At 65.0% G+C, this 10953-nt stretch carries 13 protein-coding genes and 1 tRNA gene; 9 read left to right on the top strand and 5 right to left on the bottom strand.

Features of this window, described 5'->3' with window-relative positions; genetic code table 11:
- Positions 1–92: 92 nt before the first annotated feature.
- Positions 93–893 (bottom strand): LysR family substrate-binding domain-containing protein, encoded by an 801-nt coding sequence (locus tag FDW81_RS07105; RefSeq protein ID WP_138133498.1) that lies wholly within the window; start codon positions 891–893, stop codon positions 93–95.
- Between FDW81_RS07105 and FDW81_RS07110 the strand changes: the two genes are divergently transcribed.
- Complete coding sequence (locus FDW81_RS07110) at positions 892–1293, top strand: DUF5997 family protein (protein WP_138133500.1); 402 nt, start codon at positions 892–894, stop codon at positions 1291–1293. The genes FDW81_RS07105 and FDW81_RS07110 overlap by 2 nt on opposite strands.
- 95 nt (positions 1294–1388) lie before the next feature.
- Here the strand turns inward: FDW81_RS07110 and FDW81_RS07115 are convergent, their stop codons facing one another.
- Positions 1389–1769, bottom strand: a complete 381-nt coding sequence (locus FDW81_RS07115) for a VOC family protein (RefSeq protein WP_138133502.1) — start codon at positions 1767–1769, stop codon at positions 1389–1391.
- A 155-nt stretch (positions 1770–1924) separates the two neighbouring features.
- Here FDW81_RS07115 and FDW81_RS07120 point away from each other — a divergent pair, with 155 nt between their 5' ends.
- The 3 genes from FDW81_RS07120 to FDW81_RS07130 all read left to right on the top strand — a co-directional run bounded on the left by FDW81_RS07120 (position 1925) and on the right by FDW81_RS07130 (position 4224).
- Positions 1925–2830, top strand: a complete 906-nt coding sequence (locus FDW81_RS07120; protein WP_205754601.1) for a glycerophosphodiester phosphodiesterase — start codon at positions 1925–1927, stop codon at positions 2828–2830.
- Positions 2831–2930: 100 nt separating this feature from the next.
- Positions 2931–3533 (top strand): hypothetical protein, encoded by a 603-nt coding sequence (locus FDW81_RS07125; protein WP_138133504.1) that lies wholly within the window; start codon positions 2931–2933, stop codon positions 3531–3533.
- A gap of 76 nt (positions 3534–3609) precedes the next feature.
- Positions 3610–4224, top strand: a complete 615-nt coding sequence (locus tag FDW81_RS07130; protein ID WP_138133506.1) for a hypothetical protein — start codon at positions 3610–3612, stop codon at positions 4222–4224.
- A 68-nt stretch (positions 4225–4292) separates the two neighbouring features.
- Here the strand turns inward: FDW81_RS07130 and FDW81_RS07135 are convergent, their stop codons facing one another.
- Positions 4293–4775: a pyridoxamine 5'-phosphate oxidase family protein gene (locus FDW81_RS07135; RefSeq protein ID WP_138133508.1), complete on the bottom strand. Its 483-nt coding sequence runs from the start codon at positions 4773–4775 to the stop codon at positions 4293–4295.
- A 110-nt stretch (positions 4776–4885) separates the two neighbouring features.
- Positions 4886–6277 (bottom strand): NAD(P)/FAD-dependent oxidoreductase, encoded by a 1392-nt coding sequence (locus tag FDW81_RS07140; protein ID WP_138133509.1) that lies wholly within the window; start codon positions 6275–6277, stop codon positions 4886–4888.
- A 139-nt stretch (positions 6278–6416) separates the two neighbouring features.
- On the opposite strand from FDW81_RS07140, the gene FDW81_RS07145 reads away from it, so the two are divergent.
- The 3 genes from FDW81_RS07145 to FDW81_RS07155 all read left to right on the top strand — a co-directional run bounded on the left by FDW81_RS07145 (position 6417) and on the right by FDW81_RS07155 (position 9089).
- A complete protein-coding gene (locus tag FDW81_RS07145) occupies positions 6417–7130 on the top strand; it encodes a TetR/AcrR family transcriptional regulator (protein ID WP_138133510.1) in 714 nt (237 codons plus the stop codon).
- A 122-nt stretch (positions 7131–7252) separates the two neighbouring features.
- Entirely contained in the window at positions 7253–8380 is a 1128-nt protein-coding gene (locus FDW81_RS07150) for a mandelate racemase/muconate lactonizing enzyme family protein (RefSeq protein ID WP_138133511.1), read from the top strand.
- 10 nt (positions 8381–8390) lie between these two features.
- Positions 8391–9089 (top strand): FadR/GntR family transcriptional regulator, encoded by a 699-nt coding sequence (locus FDW81_RS07155; RefSeq protein ID WP_138133512.1) that lies wholly within the window; start codon positions 8391–8393, stop codon positions 9087–9089.
- Between the two features lie 149 nt (positions 9090–9238).
- Here the strand turns inward: FDW81_RS07155 and FDW81_RS07160 are convergent.
- A tRNA-Leu gene (locus FDW81_RS07160) sits at positions 9239–9321 on the bottom strand.
- A 371-nt stretch (positions 9322–9692) separates the two neighbouring features.
- On the opposite strand from FDW81_RS07160, the gene FDW81_RS07165 reads away from it, so the two are divergent.
- Both FDW81_RS07165 and FDW81_RS07170 read left to right on the top strand, forming a co-directional pair.
- Complete coding sequence (locus tag FDW81_RS07165; RefSeq protein WP_138133513.1) at positions 9693–10436, top strand: DUF3662 and FHA domain-containing protein; 744 nt, start codon at positions 9693–9695, stop codon at positions 10434–10436.
- Entirely contained in the window at positions 10433–10915 is a 483-nt protein-coding gene (locus tag FDW81_RS07170) for an FHA domain-containing protein (protein WP_138133514.1), read from the top strand. The genes FDW81_RS07165 and FDW81_RS07170 overlap by 4 nt, the downstream gene beginning before the upstream one ends.
- Positions 10916–10953: the final 38 nt, after the last annotated feature.

Genomic DNA, 10953 nt, shown 5'->3' on the forward strand with positions numbered 1-10953 from the left:
GCAGCAGCTCCAGGCAAGGAAAGGCCGGCTCCATACGGAGCCGGCCTTTCCGGCGTTTCGCGGTGTTTAACAAGGAGTGCTTCGTGCCTGCCCTAACGCTTGCCCTTTTTCCGTGATCCTTTGCCCCGCCCTTTGTCCGGATTGGGCGCATACCGCTGCGCAACCTTCGGTGCTTTTTTAGTGCCAGTGCCCCGGCGGTCCGGTTTGGGTTCCTTCTTGACCTTGGCCGGCTGGGCGGAGGGCTGCCGGGAACTCTGAGCTGTTCGTCCGCGGACGATGCCAATGAATTCCTCGAGGACTTCGTCCGTTGAGTCTGTTGGCCAGACCAGGGCGATTTCAGTTCCCGGCGCACCGCTGAGCGGCCTGGCCACGGTGTCCTTGACATTGAAGTGCCGGGCCACGGACATAGGCAGGATCACCATACCGGCACCGGCGGCGACCACCTGCAGGGCAGCTTCCGGTCCTCCGAGTGCTGTGACATCCATGAAGGATTCCTGCTCCAGATCGGCAAGCGCCACTTCCTCAAAGACCGAGATTTCATGCCCCTTCGGAGCGACCACGACGGCCTGCTCCTCGTACAGCGGGATAACGCTCAGGCCCTCGCGCTCAATAGGAAGGCGGACAAAGGCCATATCCGCCGAACCGGCGCGGACCGCCTCGACCTGCGGGCCGCCGTCGTGCATGAAGGAACGCAGCGGAACGTCCGGCATGCGCTCTTCCCAGCGACGGATCCACTTGCCCGGCGTTACGCCGGCGACATAGGCGATTCGGAGCTCGCGCGGTGCGTCCTGTTCAACAGGACCGGTGGGACCAGCTGGATCTGCATCCGGCGGGGAGCTATTGGAGGAGGGCACGTCTTCACAGTACCGTCCACCCGGATACCCTTGAAGCATGAGCTCTGCTAACTCCCAGTCCATGAAGCCGGCCACCGTTGCCAAGAAACTTGGCATCTACCTGCCCGCCACACCGCAGGAGTTCCAGGATTCGACCATCACCCGTGCCGAGTTTGCGGAGCTCCAGGCCAACCCGCCGGAATGGCTTGCCGAACTCCGCCGCAACGGCCCGCACCCCCGCCCGGTAGTGGCCCAGAAGCTGAACATCTCCATCGGCGGCCTGTCCCGCGGTGGTGTCGAGGAACCGCTGACGACGGCGGAAATCACCGCGCTGCTCCAGGCTCCCCCGCAGTGGCTGGTCACCGAACGGGCCACACATGCCGCCGTCAGGGCCGAAGCCCAGCGCGTCAAGGAAGAGGCGGCTAAGAAGGCAGCCAAGAAAGCCCGCGCCGCAAAATAAGGGCTCCGCCCGGCAACTCAGGAGCCTGTTCGAAGATCCAAACCTCAATGGACCGGTTCTGCGAACAAGCTTCTGTTGGGCGCGGCGGCTGCGCGTCAGTCCTGGTGCAGCTGGATGTAGTTTCCGCAGCCGTCGTCGAACACGGCGCTGATGCCGGAGGGATCCTCGGCCGGTTCGCTCTTGAAGGTAACCCCCGCCTTCACCAGCCGCTCGTACTCCGCCCGCACATCGGGAACGCCGAAAACAATGGCCGGGAGGCCCGCGTCGTGCACGGCATTCATGTACGTGGCACCGATCGGGTTGTCGCTGGGTTCCAGCAGCAAGCCCACGGAGCCTGCGGCCGCGCCCGGGTCCTTGATGATGAACACGTTGTGCTCGGGCATGGCCATCAGTGTGTCGAAACCCAGCGTCTCGGTGTAGAACCGGTGGGCGGCGGCAGGGTCCTTGACGTGAATACTGCACATTTTGATTCGCATGGTCCCCAACATAGGCGGAGGCACTGACACCGGAAAGGCCAGCCACCGGACCTGCAGCCTGAAGGCGCTCCCATACGGAAGGACTTAGGCCGGAGTTGTCTTCCGGTTAATGCAGCGCCGGCCCCATGTTGGCTTTGCCGCCTTAGCTTCGGGTCGTGACCAGCATCCATGTTTTCCCCACCTCGCAGGAGCACGCTGTTCTTCGGAGACCTGCGGCCGGTTCCATCAGCAGCACCAGCAGTAGTTTCCTGCCCCGCCGGTTCCTCATCACCGCCCACCGGGGGGCCATGGCTTTGGCCCCCGAGAACTCCGGCCTTTCCTTCAGGCTTGCCGCCGCCGGTGGCGCCGACGAGATTGAGTTGGACGTCCGGTTTACGGCCGACGGAGTTCCCATAGTCCTGCACGATGCGACGCTTCGCCGCGTAGCAGCAGGTGATGGTCCCCTTCTGGACGTTCCCGTGGCGCAACTGTCCCTGGCGCAGGTCCGGTCGGTGACGCTCGAGTCGGGACATCCCGTTCTCACGCTCGCTGAAGCGCTTGATATCGCGGAGGTCCCGCTGCAGATCGAGATCAAGGATCCGGCTGCCGTGACCGCCGTGGCCCGCCTGCTCGGCAGCCGCACCGCCAGGCTGCCCCGCCTCAGGTTCAGCAGCTTCCTGCCTGAGGCCTTGGCATGGCTGCAGCAGCACCTGCCTGACGTTCCGAGGGGCCTGATTGTTGGAGAATATCCGGCCACTATCCGGCGGCAGGAGGCATTGTCGGCCTTGCTGGCAGGTGCCGGCGCCACCACGCTCTATTCCGGATTCCGGAACCTCACCCGGCGGGAGGTGGAACGCCTCCGCTGCAGGGACATCGACGTCCATGCCTGGCCGCTTTCGGGTTTTGAGGATCTTTGCCGGGCAACAAGGCTTGGGGCATGCGGCGGAACCGCCGATGACCCCGGCCGGGCGCGTGGATGGCTGGATTCGATGGCAGGCCCGGACTTTGACGGGCTGGACATGAACGGCGAAGCGCCTCCGCGGGACAGGCTGCACCGGATTCCACAGGACTGTTCAGGCTGACCTTCCTCAACCGTTGACCCTGCCTCCTGAACACGGTGCAATGGAGTAACCAGCCCGGGATTCCGAGGCCCGGGCGTGCGCTGGAGGTCAGGTGGCGGCCATGGGGGAAGCATTGTTCGAGGGAATGTTGCAGGGAGCCTGGGCCCTGATGCTCTGCGCCTCCGTGCTGGTTGCCAGTGTGGCTGCGACAGTCTTCGTGGTCCGGCGCCGTGCCCTTGCCGGAGACGACAGCCAGGTTGAGCGCTCGGACCAGCTGTTCTGGGACTTGTTCCTGGGCGCAGCTGTTGCTGTTCCTGCGCTGTTGATTCCCACCCTGCTCTCGCCGTGGACAGGCCTGTTCCTGGGAGGGGCGGGGGTGGCGGCCGGTATCGCTGCCTACCGCGGGACGCCAAAGTACCTGGCAAGGCGCAACGCCAAGAGGGAAAACCAGGCGCTTGGAACCGCGCAGGTGGCGGCGCAGGCGCAGCATGACGAGCTGATCGCGCGGTGGCGCCGCTACGAACTGGACCCGGCGTGCAGCATCGATTTTCCGGCGCTGACGGATGTGCGCACGCCGGAAACGTCCGCCCTTATTAAGGCCATGCGCCATGCGGAGGCCCTGCGTCTGGTCGCCCACCGAAACTATCCCGACGCCGTCAGCAGCCTGGGTGCCAGCCTCGCCGCCGCTGAGAGGGCGGCCGGGCTTCCGGCGGAGCAGGCGTAGCAGGGGGAGCGCCAGACATTAAGGGGTGTGTCGGCGGCGCTGGAGCAGGCGGTAATGCCGGGGATAGCATCCCAAGATGAAGCCAGACGAAATACGTGATCGTGACCAGTTCGGCCGGCTGCTGGAGGACCGCGGCGTGTGGCGGCAGGCCACCACCCTGGAAGCGGCCGGCGAGCTCACCGCCCGCTGGCTGGAGGGCGGCAGCTCCTACCAGCCAGGACACTTGGCTGCCGGCTTTGACGAGGAAACCTCCCCTATCGCAGCGGAGTTGGCGAAACTGAACCGGAACGGACTGTTTACCAAGGAGTCGCAGCCCGGCCTGAAGTCGGAGACAGCGGCGCAGCGGGAGTACGTGACAGGCTTCTGCAGCGCGGCTGTGGCCGGCGAACTGCTGTCGCTCTCCACCCGGACCGAGTTGGTGACCATAGCCCATGCCCCCGGTGAGTCGAGCAGCGCTGCCGTTCCGGTCACGCTGGCGGAGACGGAAGTGACCACGGTGCTGGGCTCCAGTGAGAACCCGGTGACTGGGGACCAGATCCGGGACTGGGCGGAGGAAACCAACGATTCCCTGGCGCTGCTGCTGGCTGACTCCTGGTACGTGGAAATCCTGGACCCGGTATGGGGCCGCAATGATGTCCTGCTGCCTGCGGTCCTTGAGTCACTGACCGGCAAGCTTAGGACAGCCACCTAACAGCTTCGGCCCCAAACACGACGAAGGCCGGGGCACCCCCAGGCTGCCCCGCCTTGTTTCGAGCGGCCTTAAAGCTCCACCGTGCCGCTTTCCCCGACGCTCATCCGGCTGTTGGTGACTTTAGACTTTACCCACTGGAACACAGTCGCTGCTGTCCCACCGGGGCTGGTCCAGTACTCTGCCGAATCCGAGTCGATGCGCAGCAGGCACACTTCGGGAGTGTCCGGCCCGTCCGGGAACCAGGCTTCAACGGCCTGGTTCCACATCTCGCGGATCTTGGTTCGGTCCGTTACCACTTCCGCGGTTCCCGCCACGGACACCCACTCGGTGTTTTTGCCGAAGGCGACGTTCACGCGCGGGTCAGCCCGGACATGCGCAACCTGCGATGTGCCAAGGCCGGTGAAGAACCACATGTCGCCGTCGTCCTTGACTTCCTGGATGGCCAGCGGACGGCTGACGAGGGCACCTTCTTCGTTGATGGTGGTCAACATTCCGATCTTGGAATCGTTGATGATTTCCGTAACCTTGCCGATGCCCTGGGCGTCAGACATGCCTCACCTCTTCGTCTGCAGTCGGGGACGCTCCCCATCCGGCCAGCCTATTAGTAAGCATGCTTATTTACCAGCGGACGTGTCGCCCCGACCGCGGGTAACCGCGGCGCTCAAGCGCCCGCAGGAACAGCCACCCTTGCCACTTCGGCGATGCGGGCAGCCGTCTGCCGGCCCGTGCGGATGGCACCGTCCACATGCTGGTAACCCTCGGCCGCAAGATCGGAGGAGGACCAATAGATAGGGCCAACGGCAGCGTGCTGGTACTTGCCGTCGCGGTGCAGGCCGCCCAGGTCGTAGCTGGCGGCGTACGCGCCGCGGGTCCATTCCTCGGACCCCCAGTCGGACTCGTAGTAAACCTCCGGCGTCAAAGCGGCGTCACCGAGGTAGCCGGCGATGGAGGCCAGGATCGCCTTCTTCCGGTCTTCGGCACTCAACTCGAAGACATCGTCGGCCTTTTCATCGGAGACAAAGCCCACCAGGGTGCCCCGGGAGTCGCCGTGGTTGGTGTTGTCGTAGACCTCCTGCACCAGGGCGTCGGCGCCGAAGCAGGTGCCGGAGAGCCCGGCGTCCCGCCAGAACGGCTTGCTGTAGACCGCGTGCACCTTGATGACCAAGCCAAGGGATTGATGCTGGTGCATCTGGTGCTGGCGGCGCGGCAGGGGCGGGTCGAACGAGACGCGGGAATAGAGGTTGGGCGGCACGGCCATGATGACGAACCTGGCATTGACGGTAGCGCGGTCCGACTGGACCGTGACCCGGTGGCCGCCCTCGTCGTCCGGCTCCCACGTCACGGTGCGCACCGGGGTATTAAGGACGACATCGTCACCCAGTTCCTGCGCCAGCAGCTGGGACACCTGCTGCATGCCGCCCACCACGCGCCGGTCCAGGATGAAGTCCTCGTCCGTCAGGTGGGTGAAGGAACCGGCGGAAGCTGCCATTAGGACTGCCTGCAGGGCGGAGAACGCGTGGGCCGGCTTGGTGAGCATGCCCCCGGCAACGAACAGGCCGATGTTCTTGCAGGCTTCTTCATTGGCCGAGTTCTGCCGCAGCCAATGGTGGAACGAGATGGTGTCCAGCTCGCGGGCCTTCGGGTGCGCCCAGGGTTCGGTGGCGCCGATTTCTGCGGCGAGTCCGTCCAGCAGGGACACCAGGCGGTCCATTTCGACGGCGGTGGCGGGCTCCACTGGGAAAGTGTCGCCGGTGTACCGGACGGGGATGCCGTCCGCGCCGAGGTACACTGACTCGCCCTGCCGGTAGCGGGGGTAGGTCTGCAGGCCGAGTTCGTCGAGGAGTTCAAGGAGGACGGCCTGGTCCGGCGAGACCCACTGGCCGCCAATTTCCAGCATTGCGCCGTCTACAGTGCCGGTCCAGGTGCGGCCGCCAACCCGGTCACGCGCCTCAAGTACAGCAACGGTAAGTCCGGCCTTCTTCAGTTCGCGGGCTGCCGTCAGTCCGGAGGGGCCGGCTCCGACGACCACGACGTCGCGGTTCAGGTTCAGCATGATGTCCTCTCTGCCTCCCGGCGAAATAACCGGAAGCACTAAATGAATAGCATTCATTTACCAGAACTATAGCCGGTTGCGCCGGGGACCGGAAGTGCCGGATGGAATAATGCAGGAGACCACAACAGAAAGGGCAGGAATGCCGGCAGCATCAGCCGCACAGGGACGCTCCACCGGAGATGTGGGCGTCCGACGACGGCGGGCCGGCCGCCCCTCCGCCGCCGTGCTGGACAAGGCCGGAATCACCGCTGCCGCCTTGGAGCTCATCAGCCGGAAGGGCTACGACGGCCTTACCATGGCCGCACTGGCGAAACAGCTCGAGGTCGCGCCGTCCGCCCTGTACAACCATGTGGCGGCCAAGCGTGACGTCCTGCTGCTCCTGGAAGACCACCTCACGTCACTGGTGGACGTTTCAGGCTTCGGCGCTGCAGCCTGGGAGGACGCCGTACGGACTTGGGCCTGGAGCTACCGGAACGTGTTCGCCGAGCACACCCCGTTGATTCCGGTGATCGCAGTGCTGCCTGTCACTGACGCGCCGCAGACCCTGGCCATGTACGAAACCGTGAGCAAGGGCTTCATCGAGGCAGGCTTCCCGCAGGAGCAGGTGGTGCCCGCCATTGTGGCGCTCGAGTCCTTCATTTTCGGGTCAGCGTACGACGTCACGGCGCCGGAGGACATCTTCGAGTCCGGCTCCCTTGCTGAGTCCACCCCGCACTTCACTGCCGCCGTCCGCAGCTCCGCCAGTGCCGCCGGCTGGGCCAGTGCCGGCGGGGAGCGGGGCCGGCCTGCCGATACCGCCTTCAAGCTGGGGCTTGAGCTGCTGATCTCGGGGCTGGGGGCATTGCGGGGCTGACAGCCAAAGTGCAACAGAGCCTCCTCTCGCGATCGCGACCACTCACTGCTTGTAATACAAGTTTTTAACTTGTATCCTAAGAAGGTGGGCGAAGGAGCCCAGTCCCGCCTCTAGGAGAACTCATGAGCACCGTCGACCTGATCCGGCACGTAAAGCTGTCTACCGCCCGCCTCCCCCTTGCAGTTCCCATCAGCGACGCAAAAGTCTTCACCGGCCGGCAGAAACCCATGACCGAGGTTGTCTTCCTCTTCGCCGAAATCGCCACGGAACTGGGCCACACCGGCGTCGGCTTCAGCTACTCCAAGCGGGCCGGCGGACCCGCTCAGTACGTGCACGCAAAGGAAGTGGCCGAAGGCATCATCGGCGAGGACCCCAACGACATCGCCAAGATCTACACCAAGCTCCTGTGGGCCGGCGCCTCTGTGGGCCGCTCCGGCGTCGCCACGCAAGCACTCGCCGCCATCGACATCGCGCTCTACGACCTCAAGGCCAAGCGCGCCGGCCTGCCCCTGGCCAAGTTCCTCGGCTCCTACCGCGACTCCGTCCAGACCTACAACACCTCCGGCGGCTTCCTCAACGCCACCTTGGACGAGGTGAAGGCACGCGCCACCCAGTCCCTTGAAGAGGGCATCGGCGGCATCAAGATCAAGGTCGGCCTCCCGGACAGCAAGGAAGACCTGCACCGCGTGGCGGGCATCCGTGAACACATCGGTGGGGACGTTCCGCTCATGGTTGACGCCAACCAGCAGTGGGACCGTGCCACGGCACTGCGCATGGGCCGCCAGCTGGAGGAGTTCAACCTCATCTGGATCGAGGAACCCCTGGACGCCTATGATTTCGGGGGACACGCCCACCTGGCCAACGTCCTGGACACCCCCATCGCCACCGGCGAGATGCTCGCGTCCGTGGCCGAGCACAAGGGCCTTATTGACGCCAACGGCTGCGACATCATCCAGCCGGACGCCCCCCGGGTGGGCGGCATCACCCAATTCCTCCGCCTGGCCGCCCTGGCGGACGAGCGGGGACTCGGCCTGGCACCGCACTTCGCCATGGAGATCCACCTGCACCTCGCCGCCGCCTACCCGCGCGAGCCCTGGGTGGAGCACTTCGACTGGCTTGACCCGCTGTTTAATGAACGCCTCGAGACCAAGGACGGCCGCATGATCGTTCCGGACCGCCCGGGCCTTGGCGTCACCCTCAGCGACCAGGCGCGCGCCTGGACCACCGACTCAGTGGAGTTCGGCAAGTAACCTTGTTGCCATGAGCCGGAACCTCACCGCGGACCTCGCCGCAGACCTTCGCAACCGCATCGTGGACGGGGTCATCCAGCCGGGCGAGAAACTGCCGAGCGAAAACACGCTCATCAGTGACTTCGGCGTCAGCCGGACCGTGGTGCGCGCGGCGCTGACGAGGCTCCAGGCCGAGGGACTTGTTGAAACCGAACGCGGACGCGGCAGCTTCGCCCTCACCCCGCCGTCGGACGGGCCCCAGGCAGCACCCGGGGCCCGTCCCGTGGCAACCATGGAGGACCGCCTCCACCTCCTTGAGTTCCGCATGGGCGTGGAAACGGAAGCCGCCGCCCTTGCCGCGCGGAACCACACCGAACGTCAACTGCGGGCTGTCAAGGCGGCTCTGGAGGAGTTCACTGCCAGTGCCGGGCACCCGGCGCACGCCATGAAGTCCGACTTCGAGTTCCACCGCGCCGTCGCCGCAGCCTCCGGCAACCCTTACTACTCAGACTGCCTCGGCGCACTGGGCCAGACGATGATCGCAATGCCGCGCACCCGGCTGATGACCGGCGTCGAGCATTACGCCCGGGACCACTTCGACCAGGTGGTCCAGGAGCACCGGTCCATCTCGGATGCCATCGCGGACGGGGACGAGGCTGCCGCGGCGGCCGCCATGCGCAGCCACCTGGCGAATTCCCGACGCCGTTTCAAGGCTTCGGCGCGCCCCTGACCCGGAACGGGTCCCGGCCACCGCCCAAAGAACCAGGCTTGTTCGCAAACGGAACCTTGAAGGCCAGGACCCGCGAACAAGCCGGGGCATGCGGTCCACGTACAACGAAAAAGAGCCCCGGTCCTAAGACCGGGGCTCTTTCATCTGCGTGCGCGAGGGGGGATTTGAACCCCCACGCCCTTTCGGACACTGGCACCTGAAGCCAGCGCGTCTGCCGTTCCGCCACTCGCGCGCAACTCCTCCACAAGTCCGGCAGGTTTCCCTAATCCGAAGCCTTGTAAAAGCAGCGAGATCAAGCATAACGGACACTGTAGGGAAAACACCAATTGAGCATCTCCTGCTCCACCGGAAGGGCAGGAAGGCTTCCCGGGCCGGGCCTGGTTTCTGCATCAAGCCACCCCGGGAAAGGGGCCTGCCAGCACCGCAACGCGAACTTTTGCAGGTGCCCGGGCGTTGCCGATTAAGGTCATTCACAGGCCTGCCCAGTAGTATCTGATGTAGGAGTGACTGCCGAAGGCGGGCACACCGCTGACTTGTGAGCTGCACTGACTGTGCGGCTCCTGAACTGAAACTGCACCGCAGCCGGGGGAAAGGAGAAGAACCATGGGTCTGCTGGACAAAGTTGAACGCGGCATTGAAAAGGCCGTACGGGGCGTCTTCTCCACCGGCTCCCGTGCGCAGGTTGAACCTGTGGAAATTGCCAGCAGGCTGCGCCGCGAAGTGGACCACAAATCCCTGACGGTCACGGCCGGCAGAACCCTGGCGCCGAACGTTTTCGACGTCCAGCTCAGCGATGACGACTTCAAGCGCGCCCAGGACTGGGGCACCCCGCTGGCCGAAGAACTCTGTGATGTGGTCATCAACCATGTCCGAAGCCAGGGCTACACCCTTCAGGGTTCGGTGCGGATCTCTTTCCGCAGGGACCCGGACCTTCGGCCCGGCGACTTTGAAATAGTCTCTTCCACGGAGAAATCCAGCGGCGCAGCAGGTGCCCGGGCACCGCGTCCCAACTTACCGGCGGCGCCCAACCGGCAGCCGGTCAGGCTCCAGCCGGTACTGGACATCGACGGGCAGCGCTACTCCCTCAACGCGCCGTCCATAGTCCTTGGCAGGTCCTCCGACGCTGATATCCATGTTGAAGACACGGGCGTGTCACGGCGCCACCTGGAAATCCGTACGGCCAATGGAGTAACCAGCGCAGTGGACATGGGTTCCACCAACGGCAGCTACGTCAACGGCCAGAAGGTGTCAGGGAGCACTGAACTGACTGACGGCTCCACCATCACGATGGGACGGACAAAAATCATTTTCCGCCTTCTGCCCTCCAGCCCTGGTGGCCGCACATGAGTGACCTGACCATCACGGCCCTCAGGTTTGGCTTCCTCCTGCTCCTCTGGGTGCTGATCTTCAGCATCGTTTCGGCCATGCGCCGGGACCTGATGGTGGGGCGCAAAGCCGCCTCCGGTGCTCCCTCCATGCGCGAGGTCCGCAGGAACCCCGGACTTGCCGATGCCGCGCCACAGCCGGTTAAGCAGCAGGCCCGCCAACTCGTGGTCATCGAGGGCCCGCTCAAGGGAACCTCCCTTCCGCTGGCTGCCAGCCCTATCCTGCTCGGACGCGCACAGGAAGCAACCCTGGTCCTGGAGGACGACTACGCCTCGGGCCGCCACGCCAGGCTGTTCCCCCAGGGCAGCCGCTGGTTCATTGAGGACCTCGGTTCCACGAACGGAACCTACTTGGGGGACCAGCAACTTACCCGTGCCCTGCCGGTTGAGCCAGGGGTACCCGTGAGAATCGGCAAGACGGTCATCGAATTGAGGCCATAACCGTGGCCCTTCCGCAAGACCCCGCCAACGGGCCCCGG

Origin of the sequence: Pseudarthrobacter sp. NamB4 (assembly GCF_005796185.1) — a bacterium.
Classification (GTDB): domain Bacteria; phylum Actinomycetota; class Actinomycetes; order Actinomycetales; family Micrococcaceae; genus Arthrobacter.